Source organism: Mesorhizobium sp. KR9-304, from assembly GCF_040049215.1.
Classification (GTDB): Bacteria; Pseudomonadota; Alphaproteobacteria; order Rhizobiales; family Rhizobiaceae; genus Mesorhizobium_K.
This window is the reverse complement of sequence record NZ_JBDZDN010000001.1, coordinates 1168237-1193369: the sequence shown is the minus strand read 5'-3', so window position 1 is coordinate 1193369 and position 25133 is coordinate 1168237. Positions and strand designations below refer to the sequence as shown.

Genomic DNA, 25133 nt, shown 5'->3' with positions numbered 1-25133 from the left:
GGCCCGACGCCTCAGCCGCCGGTCAATATGTCGAGGATCGAATTCGTGCGCCGCGGCGCCGGCACGCCGACATCGCCCGGCGGCACGATGCGGCGAATCGACGAGGTCGGCGTCTCTTCCTGCGGCCGGCCGTAGTCCGCGCTTTCCGTCCGCTGGCTTTCGGCCTGCCGCCGGGGCGCGGGTTCGGACGGCTGCTCGCCGGCCGGAACGCTCGGATGGGACGACACCGCGGTTCCGTCGCCGGAGCGCCAGGTGCCGGGCAACGGCGCAACCGGAACGCCTTCATGCGCCGCCACCATGAACTCGTGCCATGCCAGCGCCGGCAGCGCGCCGCCGGTTACCTTCTTCATTGGCGCGCCGTCGTCGTTGCCGAACCAGACGCCCGTGGTGAGGTTTGCCGTGTAGCCGATGAACCAGGCGTCGCGCGAGTTCTGGCTGGTGCCGGTCTTGCCGGCCGACGGCCACGCGAAGGCGGCCTTCCGGGCGGTGCCTGTCTCGACGGTGCCGGTCATCATGGAATTCATCATGCCGACGATTTCCGAGCGCACGACGCGAGGATTGCCGCCGCCGGTGTTTTCGTAAAGCACCTCGCCCTCGGTCGTCGTGATGCGTTTGACGAAATGGATGTCGGGCCGGTAGCCGCCATTGGCGAAGGGGACATAGGCTGCCGTCAATTCCAGCGGCGTCACCTCCGACGTGCCGAGCGCGATCGACGTGTTAGCCTGCAGGTCGCTCTCGATGCCCATGCGGTGCGCCGCCTCGACTACCGATTCGGGGCCGACCTCCATGGTCAGCTGCGCCGCCACAGAGTTCAGCGATTTCGCCAGCGCTGTCGCCAGCGTCACCTTGCCGAAATACTTGCCGTTGTAATTCTCCGGGGTCCATTTGCCGATCTTGATCGGCGCGTCGTTGCGCACGCTGTCGGGCGTGCGGCCCTGCTCCAGCGCGGCCATGTAGACGAACGGCTTGAAGGCCGATCCGGGCTGGCGGCGCGCTTCCGAGGCACGGTCGAACTGGCTGTTGGCATAATCGTGGCCGCCGACCATGGCGCGCACCGCGCCCGAATTGTCGATCGACACCAGCGCGCCCTGGGTGACGCTGAGCTTCTCGCCGTTTTCGTCGACCAGCCGCCGGATCGATTTCTCCGCCAGCTCCTGCAGCGTCAGGTCGACCGTCGTGTCGACAATGATGTCGCTGCGGACCTCGCCAATCAGGCCGGGCAGCTCTTCCATGATGCGGTCGGCGACGTAGTTCTCAGAGCCGGTCCAGTAAGCGGCGGCGCGCGTCGCCGGCGCACTCATCGCCGTGGTCAGCTCCTTGTCGCCAATCATCTTCTCGTCGCGCATCGCCGCGAGCACCAGTTGCGCGCGCTCCTCCGCCGCCTTCGGGTCGCGTGCCGGCGAAAGCCTGGACGGCGCTTTCAGAAGTCCCGCCAGCAAGGCAGCCTCGGAAAGCGATACGTCACGCGCGCTCTTGCCAAAATAGCGCCGCGACGCCGCCTCGACGCCATAGGCGCCCGAGCCGAAATAGACCCGGTTGAGGTACATTTCGAGGATCTGTTCCTTGGTGTGCTTCTGCTCCAGCCACAGCGCGAGCAGCACTTCCTGCACTTTGCGCTCAACGGTCCGGTCCGGCTTCAGGAACAGGTTCTTCGCCAGCTGCTGTGTCAGCGTCGAGCCGCCCTGGGTGAAGCGGCCATGCATCACATTCGTCGCCATCGCGCGCGCCAGCCCGATCGGGTCGATGCCGAAATGCGAATAGAAGCGGCGGTCCTCGATCGCCATCACCGCCTGCGGGATATAGGGCGACATCTCGTGCAGCCCGACGGCCTCGCCGCCGGTCATGCCGCGGTTGGCGAGCAGCCGGCCGTCGGCGGAGACGATCTTGATGTTGGGCGAGCGGTCGGGGATCGACCATGTCGTCGCCGCAGGCATCTTGGCGCCGTAATAGACGACAATGCCGGCGCCGGCGATGCCGCACCAGATCATCAGCACGAAGGCCCAATAGGCAAGCCTTCCGATGCCGCCGATCAAGCCGCCACGTTTGGCTGAGCGATTGCGGCCGCGGGGTGCGGCGGCCTTCTTCTTGGGTGCCGGCTTGGCGCGCCGGCTGGGCACGACGCGGTCGTCCTCGCTGACGGACAGGCCGCGCGCAGCCTTGCCCTTTGCCGGCCCGTCGAATGTCGGCTCGATGCGCCGGTCGTTTCGTTTCGCCATGAAATGCGCTGGTCCAATCCCGAAGACGGCTCGGGTTGGAAGCTAAATGCGGCGATTTAAGGTGGGGTTAAGCGCCGCCGTCTCCAACGCCGACAGGCTCCGGAACGGCATGCGGACATCAGAAAATCAGTTTTCCTGGATGGAGATGCCGGATTCGTCGATCTTGAGTTCGATGCCGGCCGGCTTCGATTCCTCGCGATAGACGTAGATGCCGAGCGCGATAACCGCGACGATAAGCGCGCCGATGACCAGATAGAGCTGGTTCTGTTTCATCGGCGCTGCCCTGTCTTGTTCGCGTCTGCCGTCGCTCGTCAGGCGCGCTTGATGAGCCGGATCAGCACCAGCAGGATCACAGCGCCGATGACGGCATGGATGATCGCGGCGGCGATGCCGCTTCCGAGCGAGATGCCGAGCGTCGGAAACAGCCAGCCGGCGATTAAAGCACCGACGACGCCGACCACGATGTTGCCGAGCAGGCCGAAGCCGTAGCCCTTGACGAGCAGGCCGGCGAGCCAGCCGGCGATCGCGCCCACGATGAGGAAGACGAGAAGACTTTCAATTCCCATGGCGATTCCCCTCCGATGTGAAGCACGAACCCGAAACGGCGGAAGGCACGAATCAGTCGCACATCGCGTTCATGATAGTGGATAAATGGAATCCCGGCGAGAGCCGCATTCTGCGGCCCATTCGGCCTTCAAGTCACTCTTCTTCGTCGCCTGCGGATGCAGGTTTCCAGCTATGCGGCTCGATGCGTTTCTGCGTGTCGCTGTCGACATAGGCCCACCAGCCGGCGTCGCCCTCGTCCCAGTCGCCGCCCGCGAGCCTCAGCCGGTCGAGCGAGCGGTACTGCGCGATGGTTTCATTCTCCTGCCCGTCGCGGTCGGTCCACAAAACCGTGACCTTGCGCCCGTCCTTCGGGGCGGTGTCGATGGGTTTCTGTGCCATGCCGGGTCTCCTCTGCCTCACTTTAGCGGTCTGCGGTGAAATGCCAAAGGGAACCGTTTGGGTGCCTTGCGGATTGGTTGGGAAACCCGACCGTATCGAGGTATGCCGATGAAACGACTTCTGATCGCCCTTGCCGGCTACGCGCTCTATCGTTGGTGGAGCAGCCAGCCGACCGAATCCGCGCAACCGCCGGCGCGCACGCCACCACGCCGCAAGCCGGAATAGGCGGCAGGCAGCCGACAGCTCAGCTATGGGCGAAGATGTCCTCTTCGGCCCATCCCATCAGGTCGAGCTTCGCCCGTGTAGGCAGGAAGCGGAAGCAGGCATCCGCCTCGCTGGCGCGGTTCTCCCTTGCGAGGCGGCCCGAAAGCGCCTCGCGCAGCCGGTGCAGGTAGAGCACGTCGGAAGCCGCGTATTCCAGTTGCTCGGGCGTCAGCGTCTCGGCCGCCCAGTCGGACGATTGCTGCACCTTGGACAGGCCGACGTTCAGCAGTTCCGCGCAGATGTCCTTCAGCCCGTGGCGATCGGTGTAGGTGCGTGTCAGCCGCGAGGCGATCTTGGTGCAGAAGACCGGCTCGGCCATGACGCCGAACGCATGATAGAGCACCGCTATGTCAAAGCGGCCGTAATGGAAGATCTTGACGATGGACGGATCGGCGAGCAGCCGGACTAGGTTCGGCGCCTCCCTCTGCCCGGGCGCGATCTGGATGACGTCGGCACTGCCGTCGCCCGGCGATATCTGCACCACGCAGAGCCGGTCGCGGTGCGGATTGAGGCCAAGCGTCTCGGTGTCGATCGCCACTGCCGGAACGGCGTAGCGGCTGAGGTCGGGCAGATCGTGCTTGTGGAAGCGGATGTCGGTCATGGTGTCCTCGGCCGAAAGCTCAGCGCGACAGGGCGTCGAGGATCCGCGCCCAGGAGCGCTGACCCTTGTGGAAGGAGTTGAGGTCGTATTTCTCGTTCGGCGAATGGATGCGGTCGTCGGCGAGCGCGAAACCGACCAGCAGCGACTCCATGCCTAGATACGTCTGGAAATCGCCGACGACCGGGATCGAGCCGCCGCTGCCGACCGTCACCGCCGGTTTCGGCCACTCCTGCGACAGCGCGTTCTTCGCCTTGGCCAGGAACGGCGAGTCGTAGGAAAGCTGGATCGCCGGCGAGCCGCCGTGAGGATGGAATTCGACGCTGCAGTCTTCGGGAAGCCTGTCGCGCACAAATTGCCGGAACGCCTCGCGGATCTTGTCGGGATCCTGCTTGTGGACCAGGCGGAACGATACCTTCGCGGAGGCCTCCGCAGCAATGACCGTCTTGAAACCCTTGCCGGTGTAACCTCCGGAAATTCCGTTGAACTCCGCCGTCGGCCTCGCCCAGGTCATTTCGAGGACGGAACGACCCTTTTCGCCGGCCGGATGCGAGAGGCCGACCGGGCCGAGGAAGTTTTCAGCGTTGGTGCCCAGCGTCTCCCACGCCTTCAGGATCTGCGAGGGCGTTTCCTCCACGCCATCGTAGAACCCCGGCACGGTGACCTTGCCGTCTTCGTCGTGGACGTCGGCCAGTATTTTCGACAGGACGCGGATCGGATTGGCCGCAGGCCCGCCATACATCCCCGAATGCAGGTCGCGGCTAGCCGCCTTGATGGTGATCTCCTCGCCCACCATTCCGCGCAGCGAGGCGCAGATCGACGGGGTCTGGCGGTCGAACATGTCGGTGTCGCAAACCAGCGCGACATCCGCCTTGAGTTCTTCCCTGTTGGCATCGAGGAACGGCTTCAGCGACGGGGAACCGGATTCTTCCTCGCCCTCGAAAAGGATGGTGACGCGGCACGGCAGTTGGCCGTGCTCGGCCTTAAAGGCGCGGCAGGCCTCGACGAACAGCATGAGCTGGCCCTTGTCGTCGGAGGAACCGCGGCCGGTGATCACCTTGCGGCCGGGCTCGATCTCCTTGACCACGGGCTGGAAGGGTGCGGTCTCCCACAGTTCGACCGGGTCGACCGGCTGCACGTCGTAATGGCCGTAGAACAGCACATGCGGGCTGTCGGGGCGCGGGCCGGGATGATGCGCCACCACCATGGGATGGCCGGGCGTGTCGCGCACGCTGGCGTCGAAGCCGATCGTCTTGAGATCCCCGACCAGCCATTCGGCCGCCTTCCGGCATTCCGCCGCATAGGCCGGGTCGGTCGAGATCGACGGGATACTCAGCAGCGCGAACAGGCGCCCCAGGCTTGCATCGAGATGCTTGTCGAGACGGTCGAGGACGGGGGAAAGCGCGGACATGAAAGCTCGGAGGTTCTGGACGACTGGCCCGGTTCCTACAACAAGGCCGCGGCGAAGGAAACCGGGCCGCCCAGCGGAATCAGGCCGCCCCGCCGCCCCGGGAAGCCGGATTTGCCGGCAGCGCCCTCGGCGCAAGCACGGTGATAGCCTCCGGATGGACGATGAACTTTGCCGGCGTCGACGTCACGATTTCGCCGTCGGTGTTCACCGGCATCGGCTTTCGCGTCTCGATCTCGAATTCGATGCCGCGCGCGGTGCGCACCTCGGCCCACGCGCCGTGCGTGCCGGAGCGGAACGAACGCAGCAGGCCGGCGAGTTTCCAGACCGTGCCGAATTCCAGGCTGTAGAGGTCGAGATGACCGTCGTCGATCTCGGCGCTCACCTCGACGACGTTGCCGCCGCCGTAGTGGCGGCCGTTGCCGACCGCGATCTGGAAGGTCTTTACCCGCGTGACCTGATCCTTTTCGCGGATGCTGGCGGTAAAGGGCCGCGCCTTGAGCAGCACCTTGGCCGCCGCGAGCGCGTAGCCGAACCTGCCGAAGCGTTTCTTCAGCTTCGGATCCAGGCCCTGCGCCAGGTCGGCGCTGAGCCCGATGCTCGCGACGTTGAAGAAGGCATGACCGTTGACGGTGCCGAGGTCGATCCTGCGCGTCTCGCCGGCAAGGATCACATCGGCGGCCTGCGCCGGATCCATCGGTATGCCCAGCGTGCGGGCGAGGTCGTTGGCGGTGCCGAGCGGTATAATGCCGAGAGGCAGGCCGCACTCCACCACGGCCATCGCACCCGACGCGATCGTGCCGTCGCCGCCGCAAAGAATGATGATATCCGCGATTTCGCGCAGCCTGACGATGTCGCGGGCAATCTCCGGAAGCGCGTCGAACGGCTCGATGGTGACATCGAGGCCGCCTTTGTGCAGGCGTCCCACGACTGCATCCATGGCTTCCCCGCCGCGCCGGGCCTTGGGATTGACGAGCAGCAATGCCCGCTTTTTGACCCTCTTCAAAGACGTCCGCTCCTCGTCGCCCCACCCTGTGCAGCCTCGTTGAGGCAAAAAAATGCCGCCGTGGCGGAGGGGACAACCACGGCGGCGCTACTATATACGCGGCAGCCCGGAGAGGGGGATGAGGCTGCCGCAAATGTCCGGTCTAGGCGGGGGACGGGCCATACTCCGGACTTCGGCGAAAACCGCCGATGAGCTTTATTTGTAGAGCGCAACGTGGCGATTCAAGGGCGCAAACATTACACTTATGTAACAAACCCGTGAGTGGCGATCATCGGACCGCACGGTTGAAGGGCAAGCCTACGAAACCGGCCGTCAGGAGTGATATTCCGGGCCTGTGTTTGCGGTGGACACTGTCAGGGCTGCGCGCTACCCCTTCGGCCATGAAAAAAGGCGACCATCTCTTCCTCGTCGACGGCTCCGGCTACATCTTCCGCGCCTATCACGCGCTTCCGCCGCTCAACCGGAAATCGGACGGGCTGCCGACCAACGCGGTGCTCGGCTTCTGCAACATGGTGTGGAAGCTGATGCAGGACGCCCGCAACACCGATGTCGGCGTGGTGCCCAGCCATTTCGCCGTCATTTTCGACTATTCGTCCAAGACCTTCCGCAACGAACTCTATGCCGACTACAAGGCCAACCGCTCGGCGCCGCCGGACGATCTGATCCCGCAATTCGGCCTGATCCGCGAGGCGACGCGCGCGTTCAGCCTCCCCTGCGTCGAGATGGAGGGTTTCGAGGCCGACGACATCATCGCCACCTATGCAAGGCTCGCCCGCGAGGCCGAAGCGGACACTACCATCATCTCCTCCGACAAGGACCTGATGCAGCTCGTCGGGCCGGCGGTCTCCATGTACGACCCGATGAAGGACCGGCAGATCGGCGTCGCCGAGGTCGTCGAGAAATGGGGCGTGCCGCCCGAAAAGATGATCGACCTGCAGGCGATGACCGGCGATTCCGTCGACAATGTGCCCGGCGTGCCGGGCATCGGCCCGAAGACGGCCGCGCAGCTGCTCGAACAGTTCGGCGACCTCGACACGCTGCTCGCCCGCGCCGGCGAGATCAAGCAGGACAAGCGCCGGCAAACGATCATCGACAATGCCGACAAGGCGCGCATCTCGCGGGAGCTCGTCAGGCTGAAGGACGACGTGCCGCTGAGCGATGGGCTCGACGACCTCGTGCTGCAGAAGCCCGACGGACCGAAGCTCATCGCCTTCCTGAAGACGATGGAGTTCTCGACCCTGACGCGCCGCGTCGCCGAGGCGACAGGCACCGATGTCGCGGCAATCACGCCGGCGGCCGTGGTCGTCGACACGACCGACATTCACGGACCTGACGTCGGCGCGGGCGCGGCGAAGGCCGATACGCCTGCCCCAGTCCCCGTCGCAAACGGAAAGATCAACACACCGGCAGCGCTTGCCGGCGCGCGTGCGCACGCTGTCACAGGCGCCAAGATCGACCCCAAGCGTTACGCCTGCATCCGCCATCTGGCCGAGCTCCAGGCCTGGATCGCCGAGGCTCGCGAGGCGGGCGTCGTCGCCTTCCGCACCGAAACCACTTCGCTCGATCCGATGCTGGCCGAGCCCGTCGGCTTCGCGCTGGCGGTCAAGCCCGGCAAGTCGGCTTACATTCCGGTCGCCCACCGCTCCAGCGCGGAAGACCTGCTGGGCGGCGGCCGCGTCGAAAGCCAGATATCGCTCGACGAGACACTGGCCGCGCTGAAGCCGCTGCTGACGGACCGCTCTGTCCTCAAGATCGGCCACAATCTGAAGTACGACTGGCTCACCATGCACCGCGCCGGCATCGATGTCGGCCCCTTCGACGACACCATGCTGATCTCCTACGTGCTCGGCGCCGGCGCCGGGTCGCACGATATCGCGGCGCTTGCCGAACGCTGGCTCGGCCATGAGATGATCCCGTTCAAGGATGTCGTCGGCTCCGGCAGGAACCTCGTCACGTTCGACCTTGTCGACATCGAGCGCGCCACCACCTACGCCACCGAAGGCGCCGACATCGCGCTCCGCCTCTGGCATGTGTTGAAGCCGAGGCTCGCCGCCGACGGGCTGGTCTCCGTCTACGAGCGGCTGGAGCGGCCCCTGGTGCCGGTTCTGGCGCGCATGGAGGAGCGCGGCATTTCGGTCGACCGCCAGATGCTTAGCCGGCTGTCGGGCGAATTCGCGCAGCGCGCAGCGGCGCTGGAAGAGGACGTCTACCAGGCCGCCGGCGAGCGTTTCACCATCGGCTCGCCCAAACAGCTCGGTGACATATTGTTCGGCAAGATGGGAGTGCCCGGCGGCGCCAAGACCAAGTCCGGTCAGTGGTCGACCACCGCCCAGCGCCTGGAGGAACTCGCCGCCGAGGGCTATGAGCTACCGCGCCGCATCGTCGACTGGCGCCAGCTGACCAAGCTGAAATCCACCTACACCGACGCGCTGCCGGAATACATCAACCCTGGGACCAGGCGCCTGCACACTTCCTATGCGCTTGCCTCGACGCCGACCGGCCGCATCTCGTCCTCCGAGCCGAACCTGCAGAACATCCCGATCCGCACGGGCGAGGGACGACGCATCCGCACGGCCTTCATCGCCGATCCCGGCAACAAGCTGGTGTCGGCCGACTACAGCCAGATCGAGCTTCGCGTGCTCGCCCACATCGCCGAGATCCCTCAGCTCCGCCAGGCATTTGCCGACGGCATCGACATCCACGCCATGACCGCGTCGGAGATGTTCGGCGTGCCGGTCGAGGGCATGCCGGCGGACGTGCGCCGCCGCGCCAAGGCGATCAATTTCGGCATCATCTATGGCATCTCGGCCTTCGGCCTCGCCAACCAGCTTTCCATCGAGCGCTCCGAGGCTGGCGACTACATCAAGAAGTATTTCGAGCGTTTTCCGGGGATCCGCGACTACATGGAAAGCCGCAAGCAGATGGCGCGCGACAAGGGTTATGTCGAGACGATCTTCGGCCGGCGCATCCACTATCCGGAGATACGCTCGTCAAACCCCTCGGTCCGCTCCTTCAACGAGCGCGCATCGATCAACGCGCCGATCCAGGGTTCCGCCGCCGACATCATCCGCCGCGCCATGATCCGCATGGACGACGCGCTCGCCGCCGAAAGGCTGTCGGCGCGCATGCTCCTGCAGGTGCATGACGAGCTGATCTTCGAGGTCGCCGACGACGAGGTCGCCGCGACGCTTCCCGTCGTGCGTTCGGTGATGGAGGGTTCCGCCATGCCGGCGATAGCGCTCAAGGTGCCGCTTCACGTCGATGCGCGCGCCGCCGACAATTGGGATGAGGCGCACTAGAAACGGGAGCTGCCATGATCTCCTTCGTGGCCGGCGATCTGCTTGCGGGCAACGAAGCTTACACTGCGCAAGGCGTCGCCGAGGGAAACCAGGAAGGGCTCGGCACCGGCCTCGCCCTTAAGATTTCCCGGCGCTGGCCGGAGGTGCAGGTCGCCTTCAAGAAGCAAGCCCGATCAGGTAATTTCAGTGGCGGCGACATCTGGACCCTTAAGCCCGGTCCCGGCCGCCCAGGCTTCGTCTACATGGCGACGCAACCGGACATGTATCACGCAACCATGCCTTATTTACGCAAGGCCATTCGCATTCTCGCGAAGTGGGCTGACAGGCAAAGCATAGAATCCGTCGCCTTGCCCAAGATCGGCGCGGGGCTTGGCAAGCTTTCGTGGGACGAGGACGTGAAGCCGCTCCTCGTGGAATATCTCACGCCGGGACCGACCCACTATGTTGTCTACGAGATATTTAGGAATGAGTTCGAAGTAGACTAACCAGCTACGCCGCTTCTGCCCTGCAATTCGCGCAGGTGCCGCGGAACTCGATGACCGCCTTCTTGGCCACGAAGCCCGTCGAGCCGATCCAGTGGGCCAGCTGCTCGCCGACCTCGTGGTCGGACATCTCCACGACCTGTCCGCATTTGTCGCAGATGGCGAAAGCGGTCATGTCGTGCCCGTGCCCATGCCGGTGGTCGTGCGGCTCCGCGCAGGCGACGAAGGCATTCAGGCTTTCCAGGCGGTGCACGAAGCCGCCCTTGATCAGCGTATCGAGCGCCCGGTAGACCTGCAGCGGCGCGCGAAAGCCTTGCTCCCTGAGCTGGTCGAGCAGCGTGTAGGCGCTGAGCGGGCCCGTCGAAATCTCGAGCCGTTCGAGAACGCACAGCTGGTTTCTGGTCAGCGCATCGCGGGCGGCCATTGATCTGCTTTCATCATCCAATCGATCGTTCGGCCTGAGATGGTAACGATCCTGCTCATTTGCTACCGATTCCCGGCCGCAAAGACAATCTGGCGCGCTTTGGACGGCTCCGTGCCGCAATTTAGGTTGATTGCGGCGGGGACTTTCAAAATACTGCCAAATTCCTCGATGAGGAGTGTGTCGGCTTGGGACTTTCGGATGGGCTTGGGAGATTCTTCGGCATGAGGAAATGGGTGATTGCGCGCGGCCTGCTGGCCGCGACGGCCTTGGCCGTGCTGGGCACGGGCTTCGCCGCTCCAGCCTGGGCGCGCACGAACCACGCGGTTCTCGTCGCGGTGACCGCATACCCCAACCTGCCGCCGAAGAACGCGCTGATCGGCCCCAACCACGACGCGAAGCTGGTGCGCGACTACCTGACCGGCCGTGCGCCGGTCAAATTCGAACCGGCCGACGTGACGCTGCTCGCCGACGGGCTCGACGGCGCGGGCTCCTCTCCGACCCGGGAGAACATCCTCGCCGCGCTGAAGGCGTTGGCAGACAAGGTCGAGCGCGACGACTTCGTCTATTTGCACTATTCCGGCCATGGCTCGCAGCAGCCGACGCTGACGCCCGAAACCGAGAGCGACGGCCTCGACGAAATCCTCCTGCCCGCCGATTCCTCCCCCTGGGACGCCGACGCCAAGCGCATCCCGAACGCCCTGCTCGACGACGAGATCGGCACGGCGCTGGACGCCATCCGCGACAAGGGCGCCTTCGTCTGGCTCGTCGTCGACGCCTGCAATTCAGGCAGCGTGACGCGCGCGGCCTTCATCGACGAAGAGGCTGCGGCGACGGACCGCAAGCTCGAACCGACCGACCCGGACGGGCTCGGCATACCGGCCGCGGCAATGCTGGCCGCCGCGCCAGCCGCGCCGGCCGGGGAGCGCAAGTCCGCAATGCAACTCGCAGGCGAGCAAGGCGAGAGAATGGTGCGGCTCGACGGCGCCGACCAGACGCCGACCGGCGCGGAATCGATCGCCAAGGGCGGCTTGGTAGCCTTCTTCGCCGCGCAGACCATCGAGACGACGCCCGAAATGCCGCTGCCCAAAGGCGTGCCCGGCGCGGAAAGACTGGGCCTGTTCACCTTCACCATCTTTTCGAAGCTCGCCGAAAATCCCGACATGACGTATCGCCAGCTCGGCCATTCGGTGCTGCAGCAATATGCGGCGGATTCGCGCCAGCGCCCGACGCCCATCTTCGAGGGCGAGCTCGACGCGCGCGTCTTCGGTTCCGAGCCCATCGACACGATCATGCAGTGGCAGGTCGAGGTGAAGGACAATGCCGCAACCTTGCCTGCCGGCCTGCTGCACAGGCTCAGCCCCGGCACCAAACTCGCGATCCTGCCGTCGCCGGCCTCCGAGCTCGAGGAGACGGTCGGCTATCTCAAGGTCAGCTCGGCCGACAACCTGTCGGCGAAGGTGGTCCCCGTCGCCTTCGAAGGCAAGCCGGCGCTGAAACTCGCCGACCTGCCGCCGAACGCCTATGCAAGGCTCACGGAGCTCTCCGTCGACTACAAGCTGAGGGTGGCCCGCCCCTCCGCCGCGTCTGGGCTCGAAAACGAGGTCGAGCTGGTCGACACGATGCTCGGGCAGCTCGCCGGCGCCGAAGGCAGGCGTTTCAACATCGAGCTCGTCGCGCCCGGCGCCGAGGCCGATATCCGGCTTGCGGTTCTGAGGGAACGCGACATCGCGGGCGCGGCAAGCGATGCGCCGAGCGAGCCGGCGCTATGGTTCCTGCCCTCTTCCGGCGAGATGTCGCTCGATCCGGGCCGCCGGCCGCCGCTGGTCGTCATCGACGCGGCCAACAAGGAGAAGCTGTCCGCGGCGACCGCCGAAAACCTGGAAAAGATCTTCCGCGCCACCGCGCTCGCGCGCCTTTCGTCCGCTTCGGGCGGGCAGCCGAAGGACGTCACTGTCCGATTCGAGATCAAGCGCTCCAGCGGCGGCGCCATGGAACCGCTGGTCGAGGCTACGGTGCCGACCGTAACGCCGGGCGACCAGGTCCACATCGTGGCCGAGAACAAGTCGCGCGACCCGGTCGACATCAACATCCTCTACCTCGGCAGCGACTATTCGATCACCCATATGGATGCCCAGCGGCTGGTCGGCGGCGCCAGGATCGAGGAACCGCTGCTCGCCTTCACCGATTCCAGCTTCGGCACCGAGCGCATGATCGCGGTCGTCACCGAGGCGCCGCCGCAGAGCGAGGTCGAGGATCTGAGCTTCCTGGAGCAGGGCAGGGTGCCGGCCGCGACGCGCGCCGCCGGCGGTGTATCGGATTTCGCCGCGGCGCTTTCCGACATAGGGCTTGCGCCGGCTACCCGCTCCGTCGTCAGGCTGAAGGACCAGAGCGGTCCCAAGAACGCGGTGATGATCTATCCGATCGAAACGGTTCCGTTGCCGTAAGGCCCGCGGATGCGTGGTTGGTGAGACGGCTTAGGATGAAGGGCATGTGGATGCGCGACAGGTTTATTGCTGCGGGCGCGAGTCTGCTGGCCGGCCTTGCCGCCGTCGCCGGCGCCGGTGCTGCCGAGCCTTGCGGGCTTTGCGACGAGAAGATCGTCACCAATCCGACGCTCGCCCAGTGCTTCCTCGATGAATATCCGTTCCTGGCCGGCAAGGCGAACGGGGCCATCGTGGTCGACCTGTCGGCATGCGAGGCACAGCGAAGCATCGTGCCGCCGCTCGCCGCGCCCGAGGGGGAAGTGCAGGAGCCCAGCGTCACCTTCATGGTGACGCGCGCGCAGCTCGACTGTCTCAAGAAGAAGCTCGAGCAGGAGGGCATCGACCTCGATCCGTCGGCGGTCATCGAACTGGGCACTTGCCAGTGAGCGCGCCCGCAAAACTGGCCGCGGGCGAGCCGCCCGTTGTGCCGGCGGAAGGGCAGCCGCCGGCAAGGAAGCCCCTGCCCGAGCCGGCGGAAGGCCATCAGGACATCAAGAAGGAATCCAATCCCTTCAACGAGACGGATTGGCGTCTGCTCGTCTACGCCTGGTCCGGCCTTTTGGTGCGCATCATGCTCGTCGCGGGCGCGGTCTTCTCGGTCTACCAGTTCCTGCTCGCCCGCGAGGAGACGCGCGTCCAGCGCGCGCTCGAGATGGTCGAGCTTTGGGAAAAGCCCGAATACCAGGACGCCCAGCGCGCGGTGAAGCGGCGGATCGGCGGCCTGAACGCCAAATACGCCACGCTCCTCGGCGACCGGCCCACCATCGACGATCGGGCCTTCCTGATGAAGCGGATCGGCATGGAGGCGATGACGGAAGACGGCGGGACGCAGGCCGCCGAAGAGTTCCAGGAGGACTTCGAGCGCATCGTCTATTTCCTCAACCGGATATCCTTCTGCGTCGAGGGCGGCCTGTGCTCACGCGATGTCATCGACGCCTATTTCCGCGACTACGCGACATCCTTCTGGGCCTATTTTGCCGGCTATGCCGAGCGGCAGCGCGCCACGGTCTCGCCGACCTACGCCCAGCCCATCGAGAGCTATGTTCTGGGCGGCGCCAAACCGGCCCTGGCCCCTTAGCCGGGCACGCGGAACGCGCCGTCCTCGGTTTCAACTGGCCGCTGATCCAGTCGACGTTGACGTGGCCGTGACATCGCCAGGCGCATCGCCCGACACGGTGCAAACTCTGAACGCGTCGCCCAAATTAATCCAACATTGGACCGACATATCGCTATCTCTTGGCCCATGGGGGGCTGTAGATAAATGGCGCGGGCCGGGCTCCGGGGTTTGTTCCGGCCGTTGCGTCGGCAGGAATCCGTCTCAGGAGGTTACCTTGAACTGCATGAAGAAGATCACGCCGCTTGCCGCGTTCGCGCTGCTTGGCGCGAGCGCCGTCACGGCGCCCTCTACTACCCATGCGCAGGAAGCGCGGCCGGAACTGTCGCCGAAGAGCCGCGTCACCGCCGCGCGCGTCGCAAGAGCCAAGGAGACCGGCAATTCGGGCGAGCGCGTGTACGGCGGCAACGAGGCCGAACCGGGCGAGTGGCCGTTCCAGGTCGCGTTGCTGTCAAACGATATGCTCGACGACAGCATGGACTCGCAGATCAACGCGCAGTTCTGCGGCGGCAGCCTGATCGCGCCCTTGTGGGTGCTGACCGCGGCGCATTGCGTGACCGACGGGGGCGAGACCATCGTGCCGGAATCGGTGACGATCCTGACCGAGGCGACCGCACTCACCGAGGGCAAGCGCTACAAGGTTGCCGAAATCGTCCGTCACGACGGCTACGACGAGAACACCCTCGACAACGACATCGCGCTGATCAAGCTCGCGGAAGCCGCGAGCGCGCCGGCGGTGAAGCTGGTCGCAACGGCCGGCGAGGACAGCGGCAAGGTCCGCGTCACCGGCTGGGGCCGCATGGAGGACGGCGACTTCCCCATCAATCTGATGGAGGCGGAGCTCGACCTGCAGGCGAATGCCGCCTGCAACGAGGGCATTCGCGCCATCTACGCGAAGGACCTCGAGATGATCCTGCGCAACTTCGCGCCGCGCATGAGGTATTCCGAGACCGGCATCAGCGCCGCCACCCAGTCGATCGTCGGCACGATGAGCGACCGGCTGACCGGAAACATGATCTGCGCCGGCACCACATCAGGCATGCGCGACTCCTGCAACGGCGACAGCGGCGGGCCGCTGTTCGTCGAGAAGGCGGACGGCGTCGAGCAGATCGGCATCGTCTCCTGGGGCGAGGGGCCGATGGATGCGGCGGCCGCCTGCGGGCATGAGAACGCCTATGGCGTCTACACGCGCGTCGCCAACTACAAGGACTGGATCGCCGGCAAGACCGGGCAGTAGCAGCGTCCGCGACCGGCGAGCTGGCTGGCAGTCTGCCGGCTTCGTTGGTCTTCGATGCTCAGGCCGGCCGATATTCGAAATAGTCGAAGTCGGCCGGTTTTGCCGCCCCGCTGGTGTCGAACGCGACCATTCCGACGAAAGCTCCCGTGAAGGAGCCGTGTTCGCCGCGGCCCGCCTCGTCCGAGACGAGGCTGGCGTCCAGCGTGGGACCCACCTGCAGCCATTCGCCACCGTTTCGATAGCTGAAGCGCAGCTTCGCGCCGTCGACATCCGCGGCGAGGCTCACGGGACCGTCCTTCAGCGGGATCGGTTCGGATAGCGGGAAGGTGAGCTTGCCGTCCGGCCAATCGCCGGGGCAGCTCATAATCGTCAGGACCCGGCCGAGCCTGGCGTCGTGGCTGACCGCCAGGAAATGGAATTTGTGCCTGTTATAGTAGAGGGTCAGGCCGGCGGCCTGCTGGAAGGTCTCCGGCGCGAAATCCAGTTCCGTCTCGGCGCGGAACGAAAACTGCTGCTGCCGCCGCGCCACCAGCGCCTGCTCGAAGAAGCTGCCGATCGATTCGCGACCGATCAGGCGCAGGAAGCCCGGCCGGTCGGCGAGCGTGAATATCCGCTCCGGAACCGGCGTGCGCAGCCACTGGAAGTCGAGCGGCAGCACGGCCGCGTCGAAATCGCAGCGCACAGCGCCCGCGTCAGCCTTCGCTTCCGCACTTGACGGCGCCGGCACCTCGATGTCGGGCACCAGCGTCCCGTTGGCAAGCCGCAGCCAGCCGTCTTCGCCCCAGACGCATTCCTGGATCGCTGTCTCGCGGCCGAGCGGCGATCGCCGCAAGCCGGGCAGGGGCCGCGAGCATAGATGGGTGTGATAGACCGCGCCGTCGGGCGTCTCCAGAATCTGGCCGTGCCCGGCGCGCTGCAGCCGCGCGTCGGGCGTGTCCTTCGAGGTCATGAGATGCGTGTCGGGGTGCAGTTCGTAGGGCCCGTCGATCCTCCGCGAACGCGCCATCGTCACGGCATGGCCGTAGCCGGTGCCACCCTCTGCAGTGGTCATGTAGTACCAGCCGTCGCGCTTGAAGAGATGCGGCCCTTCCACCAGCCCGTGCGGACTGCCGGCGAAAACGTTCTTGACGGGACCGACCAGTTTCCGCGCCACCGGATCGTATTGCTGCAACAATATGCCGGCGAAGGATGGCTGCTTGGGCTGGCCGCCGACGCCGTGCGAGACATGGTTCCACAGCATGTTGAGGAACCACTTCTTGCCGTCGTCGTCGTGGAACAGTGACGGGTCGAAGCCCGACGAGTTGACGTAGACGGGGTCCGACCACGGACCCTCGATGTCAGGAGCGGTCACGATGTAGTTGTGCGCGTCCTTGAAGTTGCCGTCGAGCCGCTTGACGTCGGTATAGACCAGCCAGAACTTGCCGTCGGCATAAGACAGGCAGGGTGCCCAGACGCCCCCGGAATCGGGATTGCCGCGCATGTCGAGCTGGCTCGCACGGTCGAGCGGCCGCTTGATCATGCGCCAGTTCACGAGGTCGGTGGAATGATGGATCTGGACGCCCGGAAACCATTCGAAGGTCGAGGTGGCGATGAAATAGTCGCCGCCGACCCGGCAGATCGACGGATCCGGATTGAAGCCCGGCAGGATAGGGTTCCGGATCATTGCCCTCTCACGGTTTGCGCGGCGGTCCTTCGCGTTCGGCTGACTTCGCCCAGAGATTGATGTTCGCCTCATGCGCGAAGCGGTCGATCTCGGCGAGTTCGGCGTCGCTGAATTCCAGGTTCTTCAGCGCTCCGACGCAGTCCTCGACCTGGCCGGGCCGGCTCGCGCCGATCAGCGCCGAGGTCACCCGGCCCTTTCTGAGCACCCAGGCAAGCGCCATCTGCGCCAGCGTCTGGCCGCGCTTTTCGGCAATGCCGTTGAGCGACCTTATGTTGGCGAGGGTCTGGTCGTTGAGGAATGCCTGCCTGAGCGATTTTCCCTGCGCCGCGCGGCTGTCCTCGGGAATCCCGTTCAGGTATTTCCCGGTCAGCATGCCCTGCGCCAGCGGCGAAAAGACGATCGAGCCGATGCCGAGCCCCTCCAGCGTGTCGAGCAGCCCGTCCTCCTCGACCCAGCGGTTGATCATCGAATAGCTCGGCTGGTGGATGACGAAAGGCGTTCCCATGCCGCGAAGGATGTCGGCCGCCTCGCGCGTGCGCTGCGAGTTGTAGGACGAGATGCCGACATAGAGCGCCTTGCCGGACCTCACCGCCGTATCCAGTGCGCCCATCGTCTCCTCAAGCGGCGTGTCCGGATCGTAGCGGTGCGAGTAGAAGATATCGACATAGTCGAGCCCGAGCCGCTTCAGGCTCTGGTCGAGGCTGGCGAGCAGATATTTGCGGCTGCCCCACTCGCCATAGGGGCCGGGCCACATCCCGTAGCCGGCCTTGGTCGAGACGATCATCTCGTCGCGATAGCCGGCGAAGTCGGTGCGCAATATGTCGCCGAATGCGGTCTCGGCCGTTCCGCCGGGCGGGCCGTAATTGTTGGCGAGATCGAAATGGGTGATGCCGAGGTCGAACGCCTTGTGGCAGATCGCTTGTTTTGTCGCGTGCGGCGTGTCGTCGCCGAAATTGTGCCAGAGGCCGAGCGAAATCGCCGGCAGCTTCAGGCCCGATCGGCCGCAGCGGTTGTAGATCATCGCGTCATAGCGATTGTCGGCTGGATGCCATGTCATGTCTGCTTCCTCGTTGCTGCCGTGCGGTCCGTGGCGGCTTGTCAGGCCGCGCCGCTGCCCCACGGCCCGTGATGCGCGCCTGAAATGTCGATGCGCTCGAAGCCGTGCGCGCCGAAGAAGTCGCGTTGCGCCTGGATCAGGTTAGAGGTGCCGCGGCCGAGTCGGTAGCTGTCGAAATAGCCGAGCGCCGACGACAGCGCCGGCGTCGGCAGGCCGGCCTCGGCCGCGCGCGCCACGATGCGCCGCAGCGCCGGGTTCGCCTCCTTCATCATCTCGATGAAGGCCGGCGCCATCAGCAGATTGGCGACAGGTCCGCCGGAAAAGGCTTTTGCCAGCGTGCCGAGAAACTGCGAGCGGATGATGCAGCCGGCGCGCCAGATCTTGGCGATGGTCGGCATCGGCAGGTTCCAGTTGAATTCCTTGGAAGCGCCGGCCATCACGGCGAAACCCTGCGCATAGGCGGCGATCTTGCCGGCGAAGAGCGCCAGTTCCAGGTCGGCAAGCACCTCGTCCTTGCTGCCGGAGAATTTTCCGATGCCAGCCGTGCCGTAGGCCCTCTCGGCGGCGACGCGCTCGTCTTTCAGCGAAGACAATACGCGCGCGGCGACCGCGGCCTCGATGGCGGTCGCGGGAATGCCGAGCTGCTGCGCCTCGATGACCGACCACTTGCCGGTGCCCTTCTGTCCGGCGCGGTCGAGGATGATCTCGACCACCGGCTTTCCGGTCTTGGGGTCGTCGGCCTCCAGCACCTTGGCCGTGATCTCGATGAGGTAGGAATCGAGCCGGCCCTTGTTCCATCTGGCGAAGACCTGGCCGATCTCCTTCGGTCCCATGCCGAGACCGTCGCGCAAAATGCCGTAGATCTCGGCGATCATCTGCATGTCGGCATATTCGATGCCATTGTGGATCGTCTTGACGAAGTGGCCGGCGCCGTCGGTGCCGAGCCATGCGGCGCAGGCCTCGCCCTCATATTTGGCGGAAATAGCGGTCAGCACCTTCTCGACGCGCTTCCACGAGGCTTCCGTGCCGCCGACCATGATGGAAGGGCCGTGCCTGGCGCCTTCCTCGCCGCCCGACACGCCCATGCCGATGAAGGTCAGGCCCGAGCCCTCCAGTTCCTTGAACCGCCGCATCGTGTCGCGGAAATTGGCGTTGCCGGCGTCGATGATGATGTCGTTTGCCGACAGCACGCCGCGCAGATGCGCGATCTGCTCGTCGACAGCCGCACCCGCCTGCACCATGATGATCACCGGGCGGGGCGGACGGATCGCCGCCGCGAGCGCCTCGATCGTGTCGCACGGCACGATCATGTCCTTGAGCGGACCGGCGTCTTCGTAGAATGCGTGGGTCCTGGCCGTCGTCCGGTTGAACACCGCGATGCGGTTGCCCTTTTCGGCGATGTTGAGCGCGAGGTTCGAACCCATCACGCCGAGGCCAATCAGTCCGATCTCGGCATCCGCCATCGTTCCATCCCTTGGTTGTGCATCGGCGTCGGCCGACCCGTGGACACCCTTTGCGCGGGCGATGTTTGACGCGCTCCGGAAGCTTCGTCAACACGCCGGCCGACGAATCTGCGCCGCCGATTGAATCGATTAGCCCGCCCTGAGCTTGCGGCCGTAGAGCTCGAGCCGATGATGCACGATGTCGTAGCCGAGCGATTTGGCGATCTCGTTCTGCAACTGCTCGATGCGGTCCGATTTGAACTCGATCACGTCGCCGGTCTCGATGTCGATGAGATGATCGTGGTGATCGCCCGTGGCATGCTCGAAGCGCGACGGCCCGCCCTCGAAGGCATGGCGGTGGATCGCACCCATGTCGCCGAGCAGCTTCATCGTGCGGTAGACGGTGGAGAGCGAAATCGAATCGTCGACGGCCACGGCGCGGCGAAAGATCTCGAGCGCATCGGGGTGGTCTTCCGTCTCGGATACGATGCCGAGGATGATGCTGCGCTGGCGCGTGATCCTGACACCCTGCCGGCGCAGTTCCTTCTCGTAATCCAGCCGTTTCTTCGTCCGTCTCTTCATCCGGCCATTATGAGCCAGATGACATCCAGTTGCAAAAGATAATGCTGGATTGCCCCGGCTCCTGGCTCACCCCGTCCGGCGTCAGGACGAGCTTGGCAAGTCTGTGCGGGTCGCTACTCCATCTCGTCCAGCACCTGCCGCTGGCGGTGCATTTCGAGGAAGATGCGGTAGTCGCGGTCGAAACGCGCCTTGGCCGCCGTGTCAGGCCGCCGCTCGCGCACCGGCTGGCGCATCGCGGCGCATGCGCTTGCGAGGTTGGGATAGAGCCCCGCGGCCGTCGCCGCGACCGCGGCCGTTCCGGTCAGCACCGCCTCGTCGGCGAGCGGCTCGACCACCGTGCAGCCCACCGCGTCGGCGTATAGCTCCATCAGAAGCGGGTTCTTGGTATGGCCGCCGGTGACGTGCAGCGTGTCGATGACGAAGCCGCCGGCGTTCAGCGTCTCGAGGATGTGCCTGACCCCGAGCGCGATGGAGACCGCCGTGCGCCAGTAGAGCCGGCACAGGCTGTCGAAGGAGGCGTCGAGCGTCAGCCCGCTGATCACGCCCGTCGCATGCGGGTCGGCGAGCGGCGAGCGGTTGCCGTGGAAGTCGGGCAGCACATGCAGCCGTCCGGCAAGCTCCAGCCCTTCCTCGGCGCGCAGCGCCATGATGCGCTCGCCAATCGCGCGATGGCGCTCGGCGGTCGGTTCGCCGCCCGCGCCGTGCAGGCGGATGACGTGGTCGAGCAGCGCGCCGGTCGCCGACTGCCCGCCCTCGGCGATCCAAAAGCCCGGCAGAGCCGCGCCGAAATACGGTCCCCAGCCGCCGGCGAACGGCCGTTCCTCCGGCGCCATCGCCATCACGCAGGAGGACGTGCCGGCGATCAGCGCCAGGTGCCGGTTGAGGTCGGCCGGCTCGCCGGCGAAACCGCCGAGCACCCCGAGCGCGCCGGCATAGGCGTCGATGACGCCGCTCGCCACGCGGCAGCCTTCGGTCAGCCCGAGCTCCGCCGCCGCTTGCGGGGTAAGCGGGCCGAGGTCGGAGCCGACGGGCTCGGCAAGCTCGGGCAGCGACGCCCGCTCGAAAATATCCTTGAGCCCGACCCTGGCGAAGAAGTCGCGCTGCCAGCCGGGCGTCTCATGGGCGAGATAGGTCCATTTGGCGGTCAGCGTGTTTTGGGAGCGCGCCGGCGAGCCCGACGCGCGGCAGGTCAGATAGTCCGTCAGGTCGAATATGAAGCCGGCTTTGTTCCAGCTTTCGGGCAGATGCCGTTTCAGCCACATCAGCTTCGGAGTCGCCATCTCAGGCGACATCACGCCGCCGAGATAGTCGAGCACGCGGTGCCCGCTCGCGGTGCATTCGTCGGCCTCGGCAAGTGCGCGGTGGTCGAGCCAGACGATCGTGTCCCAGCGCTTCTCGCCCGTCGCCGAGACGCTGACCTGACCGCCGTCCACGCCCCTCACCACGATCGAGCAGGTCGCGTCGAAGCCGATGCCGGCAATCGTTTCCGGCGCGACGCCGGCCTTCGCCAGCGCGCCGTGCACCGCATGGCAGACAGCCGCCCAGATATCCTGCGAATCGTGCTCGGCGTGATCGGCCCTCGACCGGTGCATCAGGATCGGGTGTTCGGCGCGGCCAAGCATGGTGCCGGCGCGGTCGATTATGCCCGCCCGCGCGCTCCCCGTCCCGACATCGACGGCGCAGACATATCGCTCCATCAGCCGGTTCGCCCGCCCAAATGGGAAGGCGTTGCGGCGAGCAGCCCGGGCAGTCGCCGCAGATCGGAAAAGACCAGGTCCGGCCGCAGCGCCGCGAGCGTCGCCGCAAGCGCCGCTTGGCCGGCATGCGACCCGCCTGTGAAGGCAAAGACGCGCATGCCCGCGCGCCGCGCCGCTTCGATCCCTGCCGGACTGTCCTCCACGACGACGCAATCCTCCGGCCGGACGCCCATTGCCTTCGCCGCATGGAGAAACAGGTCGGGCGCCGGCTTGCCTCTCGCTACCATCGAGGCACTGTATATATGCGGCTCCAGCATTTCCAGCAGGCCGGTGAGGTCAAGCGAGAGCCGGATTCTCTCCAGGCTGCTCGACGACGCCACGCAGCGCCGCACGTTCAGCCGCGACAGCGTCTCGACCGCGCCCGGCATCGGCTTCAGCTCGTCGCGGAAGCGCCGAAAGGTTTCCGCCCGTATGCGGCCGAGCTGCGCTTCGTTGAGACTCAGCCCGAACTCGCCGCGCAGCGCCTCTTCGACCGCCGCCATGCTGCGTCCCAGGAAAAGCCGATACGCCTCTTCCTCGCCGATATCGGCGCCCGCCTTGCGCACGAAGTCGCAAAGCACCGAGACCGAGATGGTCTCCGAGTCGACCAGAACGCCGTCGCAATCGAAGATGACAAGCTCAGCCATGGCGATTGGCTATCCACTCCCCGGGCAGGGGGAGAGGTGGCGAGGCCCGGAGGGCCGAGGCGGAGAGGGGGGTGCTACCCTTATGCCTTTGCCTCCAGATAGCGCCCAACCGTCGCGCGCGTGCCGTCCTGCCACAGCGCCTTGAGGTGCCGCGCAAAGGCCTCGCCGAAAACGGCGCTCTTGCCCACCGCTCCATAAATGTCGCCCATGGCGAGCCACGCCGACGGGTCGGCCTTCGCCGCCTTCGCAATTGCCGTCATGCGCTCCCAGTTCGGGTCGTTCGGCTCGGTTACCGCGCCCGAATCGGTGGTGCCGAAGCAGTAGCGGCACCACAGCGCCGATTCGAGCGCCAGCCCTTCGATGCCCTTGCCCGCCTTAAGCCGGTCGGCGATGGTGGGAATGATGAATTTCGGCTGCCGGTTGGAGCCGTCGAGGCAGAGCCGGCGGATCGTGTCGCCGATCGTCGGGTTGGAGAAGCGCCGCGCCACCAGCGCATAATATTCCTGCAGCGACGTGCCGGGCACCGGCGGCACCGTCGGGATGATCTCCTCCTGTTCGACCTTGTCGAGGAAATCGCTGACCAGCTTCTCCTGCATGCCCTCATGCACGAAATGGATGTCGAGCAGGCCCGACGGATAGGCGATCGCCGCATGGCCGCCGTTGAGGATGCGGATCTTCATCAGCTCGAAGGGCGACACGTCGTCGACGAACTGCACGCCGGCCTTTTCCAGCGCCGGCCGCCCGTCGGTGAATATGTCCTCCAGCACCCACTGCATGAAGGGTTCGCAGAACACCGGCCAGTTGTCCTCGACGCCGAAATGCTCGGCCAGCATGGCGCGCTCGCGGTCGGTCGTGGCCGGCGTGATGCGGTCGACCATCCCGTTCGGGAAGGCGACATGCTCGCGCACCCATGCGGCCAGCTCCTTCTCGACCAGTTCCGCCAGTCCCACCACCGCGTCGGATGTCACGTGGCCGTTGTGGGGAATGTTGTCGCAGGACATCACGGTGAACGGCGTGAGGCTCTCCTCGCGCCGCCTGATCAGCCCGGCGAGGATCAGCCCGAACACGGTTTTGGGATGGGCGATGTTCTTCGCGTCGGCGACGATATCGGGGTGTTTGGGGTTGAATTTGCCCGACGCCGGATCGATGAAATAGCCGCCCTCGGTGATGGTCAGCGACACGATGCGGATGGCCGGGTCGGCCAATCTCTCGACAATATTTTCGGTCTCGCCGGGCGTGATGAAATCGATCATCACGCCGGTCACCCGCGCCTGCCTGTGGCCGGCATCCTGTTCCACCACGGTGGTCAGCCAGTCCTGCTGTTTCAGCTTCTCGCGGCCGGCCTTCTCGCCCTCGAACACGCCGGCCCCGACGATCGCCCAGTCATGACCTTCGCCGGCATTGAACAGCCGGTCGAGATAGACCGCCTGGTGCGAGCGGTGAAAATTGCCGACGCCGAAATGCAGTATGCCGGCGGTGAGGTTGTCGCGCGGATATTGCGGCGCAGCCACGCTGTCAGGCAGTTTGTCCAGATTGGCGAGGGAGAGTTTTACGGTCATTGGTCGATGCTTTCATTGGGCCTGTTTCGACCGCTACTCCGGTTGGCTGCGCCAACCACCTCTCCCCCGATCGACGGGGAAGGGGAAATCCGGTGGCCGGCCTGGTCCGCTTCCTCTCTCCCGGGCGGGGGGAGAGGTGTCCCGAAGGGGGGTGCTTCCGCCACTTCTGCGTCGGTCCGTTGTTGCGCTATCGGCATGGCTCAACTCATCCAGTTGCCGCCGTCGACATTGTAGGTCTGCGCCACGATGTAGTCGGCCTCCGCGCTCGCCAGGAACACCGCCATGCCGGTCAGGTCCGCCGCCGTGCCCATCCGCCCGAACGGCACGGCTGCACCGACCTGGCGCTTCTTCTCGCCGGGCTTCAGGCCCTCATATCTCGCGAACAGCGCATCGACGCCGTCCCAGTGCTCGCCGTCGACCACGCCGGGCGCGATCGCGTTGACGTTGATGCCGTGCTTGATCAGGTCGAGCCCCGCCGACTGGGTCAGCGAGATGACGGCGGCCTTGGTGGCGCAGTAGACGGCCACCAAGGCCTCGCCCCGACGCCCGGCCTGGCTTGCCATGTTGATGATCTTGCCCCCCTTGCCCCGGGCGATCATCGACCTGGCCGCGGCCTGCAGCGTGAACAAACAGCCTGCGACGTTGACGGCGAAGAGTTTTCCGTAGCTCGCCCTGGTGATCTCCACGATGGGCGCCGCGTCGAACAGCGCCGCATTGTTGATCAGGATGTCGAGCCCGCCGGCCTTCGCCTCGACCGCCTTCACCGCCGAATCGATGCTCGCCTGATCGGTAACGTCGAGCTTCACGGCATAGGCCTGCTGCCCGATCTCGCCGGCTGCCTTCTCGGCAGCATCGATGTTGATGTCGCCGATGGCGACGGTGGCGCCCTCCAGTACATAGGCTTCGGCGAAGGCCCGCCCGATGCCGCGCGCGGCTCCGGTGATCAACGCCGATTTGCCGGCCAGCCGCAT

Annotated in this window: 22 protein-coding genes; 6 read left to right on the top strand and 16 right to left on the bottom strand. The window is 65.8% G+C overall.

Annotation, left to right across the window (positions count from 1 at the left end; all coding sequences use genetic code 11):
• Nucleotides 1-11 precede the first annotated feature (11 nt).
• From ABLE71_RS05640 to ABLE71_RS05610, 7 genes are all read right to left on the bottom strand, one after another.
• Entirely contained in the window at nucleotides 12-2216 is a 2205-nt protein-coding gene (locus tag ABLE71_RS05640) for a transglycosylase domain-containing protein (protein ID WP_348782375.1), read from the bottom strand.
• 126 nt (nucleotides 2217-2342) lie between these two features.
• Complete coding sequence (locus ABLE71_RS05635; protein ID WP_348782374.1) at nucleotides 2343-2489, bottom strand: hypothetical protein; 147 nt, start codon at nucleotides 2487-2489, stop codon at nucleotides 2343-2345.
• 38 nt (nucleotides 2490-2527) lie between these two features.
• Nucleotides 2528-2782 (bottom strand): GlsB/YeaQ/YmgE family stress response membrane protein, encoded by a 255-nt coding sequence (locus ABLE71_RS05630; protein WP_348782373.1) that lies wholly within the window; start codon nucleotides 2780-2782, stop codon nucleotides 2528-2530.
• Nucleotides 2783-2915: 133 nt separating this feature from the next.
• Nucleotides 2916-3161, bottom strand: a complete 246-nt coding sequence (locus ABLE71_RS05625) for a hypothetical protein (protein WP_348782372.1) — start codon at nucleotides 3159-3161, stop codon at nucleotides 2916-2918.
• Nucleotides 3162-3405: 244 nt separating this feature from the next.
• Nucleotides 3406-4026 carry a ribonuclease D gene (locus tag ABLE71_RS05620; RefSeq protein ID WP_348782371.1) on the bottom strand — a complete coding sequence of 207 codons (621 nt, stop codon included), beginning with the start codon at nucleotides 4024-4026 and terminating at the stop codon, nucleotides 3406-3408.
• 19 nt (nucleotides 4027-4045) lie between these two features.
• On the bottom strand, nucleotides 4046-5434 hold the full coding sequence (locus tag ABLE71_RS05615) for a M20/M25/M40 family metallo-hydrolase (RefSeq protein WP_348782370.1): 1389 nt from the start codon (nucleotides 5432-5434) through the stop codon (nucleotides 4046-4048).
• A 79-nt stretch (nucleotides 5435-5513) separates the two neighbouring features.
• Nucleotides 5514-6437: a lipid kinase gene (locus ABLE71_RS05610; RefSeq protein WP_348782369.1), complete on the bottom strand. Its 924-nt coding sequence runs from the start codon at nucleotides 6435-6437 to the stop codon at nucleotides 5514-5516.
• Between the two features lie 380 nt (nucleotides 6438-6817).
• Between ABLE71_RS05610 and polA the strand changes: the two genes are divergently transcribed.
• The gene (gene polA / locus ABLE71_RS05605) at nucleotides 6818-9736 is read left to right on the top strand and encodes a DNA polymerase I (protein WP_348782368.1); all 2919 of its coding nucleotides are present in this window, start codon (nucleotides 6818-6820) and stop codon (nucleotides 9734-9736) included.
• Nucleotides 9737-9750: 14 nt separating this feature from the next.
• Nucleotides 9751-10221, top strand: coding sequence for a macro domain-containing protein (locus tag ABLE71_RS05600; protein ID WP_348782367.1), 471 nt, complete (start codon nucleotides 9751-9753; stop codon nucleotides 10219-10221).
• A 4-nt stretch (nucleotides 10222-10225) separates the two neighbouring features.
• Here the strand turns inward: ABLE71_RS05600 and ABLE71_RS05595 are convergent, their stop codons facing one another.
• Nucleotides 10226-10642 (bottom strand): Fur family transcriptional regulator, encoded by a 417-nt coding sequence (locus tag ABLE71_RS05595; RefSeq protein WP_348782366.1) that lies wholly within the window; start codon nucleotides 10640-10642, stop codon nucleotides 10226-10228.
• A gap of 221 nt (nucleotides 10643-10863) precedes the next feature.
• Between ABLE71_RS05595 and ABLE71_RS05590 the strand changes: the two genes are divergently transcribed.
• The 4 genes from ABLE71_RS05590 (at nucleotide 10864) to ABLE71_RS05575 (ending at nucleotide 15476) form a co-directional block, all read left to right on the top strand.
• Nucleotides 10864-13086 (top strand): caspase family protein, encoded by a 2223-nt coding sequence (locus ABLE71_RS05590; RefSeq protein ID WP_348782365.1) that lies wholly within the window; start codon nucleotides 10864-10866, stop codon nucleotides 13084-13086.
• A gap of 20 nt (nucleotides 13087-13106) precedes the next feature.
• On the top strand, nucleotides 13107-13511 hold the full coding sequence (locus ABLE71_RS05585; protein WP_348782364.1) for a hypothetical protein: 405 nt from the start codon (nucleotides 13107-13109) through the stop codon (nucleotides 13509-13511).
• On the top strand, nucleotides 13508-14203 hold the full coding sequence (locus tag ABLE71_RS05580; RefSeq protein ID WP_348782363.1) for a hypothetical protein: 696 nt from the start codon (nucleotides 13508-13510) through the stop codon (nucleotides 14201-14203). Before ABLE71_RS05585 ends, ABLE71_RS05580 begins: the two co-directional genes overlap by 4 nt.
• A 262-nt stretch (nucleotides 14204-14465) precedes the next feature.
• A complete protein-coding gene (locus ABLE71_RS05575; protein ID WP_348783666.1) occupies nucleotides 14466-15476 on the top strand; it encodes a serine protease in 1011 nt (336 codons plus the stop codon).
• Between the two features lie 58 nt (nucleotides 15477-15534).
• On the opposite strand, the gene ABLE71_RS05570 is transcribed toward ABLE71_RS05575, so the two are convergent.
• The 8 genes from ABLE71_RS05570 to ABLE71_RS05535 form a co-directional block, all read right to left on the bottom strand.
• Nucleotides 15535-17139 carry a glycoside hydrolase family 43 protein gene (locus tag ABLE71_RS05570; RefSeq protein ID WP_348782362.1) on the bottom strand — a complete coding sequence of 535 codons (1605 nt, stop codon included), beginning with the start codon at nucleotides 17137-17139 and terminating at the stop codon, nucleotides 15535-15537.
• Between the two features lie 7 nt (nucleotides 17140-17146).
• Nucleotides 17147-18196, bottom strand: coding sequence for an L-glyceraldehyde 3-phosphate reductase (mgrA, locus tag ABLE71_RS05565; protein WP_348782361.1), 1050 nt, complete (start codon nucleotides 18194-18196; stop codon nucleotides 17147-17149).
• Nucleotides 18197-18237: 41 nt separating this feature from the next.
• The gene (gene gndA, locus ABLE71_RS05560; protein WP_348782360.1) at nucleotides 18238-19659 is read right to left on the bottom strand and encodes an NADP-dependent phosphogluconate dehydrogenase; all 1422 of its coding nucleotides are present in this window, start codon (nucleotides 19657-19659) and stop codon (nucleotides 18238-18240) included.
• A 129-nt stretch (nucleotides 19660-19788) separates the two neighbouring features.
• The gene (locus ABLE71_RS05555; RefSeq protein WP_348782359.1) at nucleotides 19789-20220 is read right to left on the bottom strand and encodes a Fur family transcriptional regulator; all 432 of its coding nucleotides are present in this window, start codon (nucleotides 20218-20220) and stop codon (nucleotides 19789-19791) included.
• A gap of 113 nt (nucleotides 20221-20333) precedes the next feature.
• On the bottom strand, nucleotides 20334-21917 hold the full coding sequence (locus tag ABLE71_RS05550) for an FGGY-family carbohydrate kinase (protein WP_348782358.1): 1584 nt from the start codon (nucleotides 21915-21917) through the stop codon (nucleotides 20334-20336).
• Entirely contained in the window at nucleotides 21917-22603 is a 687-nt protein-coding gene (locus ABLE71_RS05545; RefSeq protein ID WP_348782357.1) for an HAD family hydrolase, read from the bottom strand. The genes ABLE71_RS05550 and ABLE71_RS05545 overlap by 1 nt, the downstream gene beginning before the upstream one ends.
• 80 nt (nucleotides 22604-22683) lie before the next feature.
• A complete protein-coding gene (locus tag ABLE71_RS05540; protein WP_348782356.1) occupies nucleotides 22684-24162 on the bottom strand; it encodes a mannitol dehydrogenase family protein in 1479 nt (492 codons plus the stop codon).
• Nucleotides 24163-24362: 200 nt separating this feature from the next.
• Nucleotides 24363-25133 (bottom strand): L-iditol 2-dehydrogenase, encoded by a 771-nt coding sequence (locus ABLE71_RS05535; protein WP_348782355.1) that lies wholly within the window; start codon nucleotides 25131-25133, stop codon nucleotides 24363-24365.

What these genes read in the sequence shown, in the direction of transcription:
- ABLE71_RS05590 (WP_348782365.1), top strand. Translation starts at nt 10,864, where the DNA reads ATGAGGAAATGGGTGATTGCGCGCGGCCTGCTGGCCGCGACGGCCTTG.
- ABLE71_RS05550 (WP_348782358.1), bottom strand. Translation starts at nt 21,917, where the DNA reads ATGGAGCGATATGTCTGCGCCGTCGATGTCGGGACGGGGAGCGCGCGG.
- ABLE71_RS05630 (WP_348782373.1), bottom strand. Translation starts at nt 2,782, where the DNA reads ATGGGAATTGAAAGTCTTCTCGTCTTCCTCATCGTGGGCGCGATCGCC.
- ABLE71_RS05625 (WP_348782372.1), bottom strand. Translation starts at nt 3,161, where the DNA reads ATGGCACAGAAACCCATCGACACCGCCCCGAAGGACGGGCGCAAGGTC.
- ABLE71_RS05620 (WP_348782371.1), bottom strand. Translation starts at nt 4,026, where the DNA reads ATGACCGACATCCGCTTCCACAAGCACGATCTGCCCGACCTCAGCCGC.
- ABLE71_RS05575 (WP_348783666.1), top strand. Translation starts at nt 14,466, where the DNA reads ATGAAGAAGATCACGCCGCTTGCCGCGTTCGCGCTGCTTGGCGCGAGC.
- ABLE71_RS05640 (WP_348782375.1), bottom strand. Translation starts at nt 2,216, where the DNA reads ATGGCGAAACGAAACGACCGGCGCATCGAGCCGACATTCGACGGGCCG.
- ABLE71_RS05595 (WP_348782366.1), bottom strand. Translation starts at nt 10,642, where the DNA reads ATGGCCGCCCGCGATGCGCTGACCAGAAACCAGCTGTGCGTTCTCGAA.
- ABLE71_RS05570 (WP_348782362.1), bottom strand. Translation starts at nt 17,139, where the DNA reads ATGATCCGGAACCCTATCCTGCCGGGCTTCAATCCGGATCCGTCGATC.
- ABLE71_RS05535 (WP_348782355.1), bottom strand. Translation starts at nt 25,133, where the DNA reads ATGCGGCTGGCCGGCAAATCGGCGTTGATCACCGGAGCCGCGCGCGGC.
- polA (WP_348782368.1), top strand. Translation starts at nt 6,818, where the DNA reads ATGAAAAAAGGCGACCATCTCTTCCTCGTCGACGGCTCCGGCTACATC.
- ABLE71_RS05600 (WP_348782367.1), top strand. Translation starts at nt 9,751, where the DNA reads ATGATCTCCTTCGTGGCCGGCGATCTGCTTGCGGGCAACGAAGCTTAC.
- ABLE71_RS05545 (WP_348782357.1), bottom strand. Translation starts at nt 22,603, where the DNA reads ATGGCTGAGCTTGTCATCTTCGATTGCGACGGCGTTCTGGTCGACTCG.
- gndA (WP_348782360.1), bottom strand. Translation starts at nt 19,659, where the DNA reads ATGGCGGATGCCGAGATCGGACTGATTGGCCTCGGCGTGATGGGTTCG.
- ABLE71_RS05635 (WP_348782374.1), bottom strand. Translation starts at nt 2,489, where the DNA reads ATGAAACAGAACCAGCTCTATCTGGTCATCGGCGCGCTTATCGTCGCG.
- ABLE71_RS05615 (WP_348782370.1), bottom strand. Translation starts at nt 5,434, where the DNA reads ATGTCCGCGCTTTCCCCCGTCCTCGACCGTCTCGACAAGCATCTCGAT.
- mgrA (WP_348782361.1), bottom strand. Translation starts at nt 18,196, where the DNA reads ATGACATGGCATCCAGCCGACAATCGCTATGACGCGATGATCTACAAC.
- ABLE71_RS05555 (WP_348782359.1), bottom strand. Translation starts at nt 20,220, where the DNA reads ATGAAGAGACGGACGAAGAAACGGCTGGATTACGAGAAGGAACTGCGC.
- ABLE71_RS05540 (WP_348782356.1), bottom strand. Translation starts at nt 24,162, where the DNA reads ATGACCGTAAAACTCTCCCTCGCCAATCTGGACAAACTGCCTGACAGC.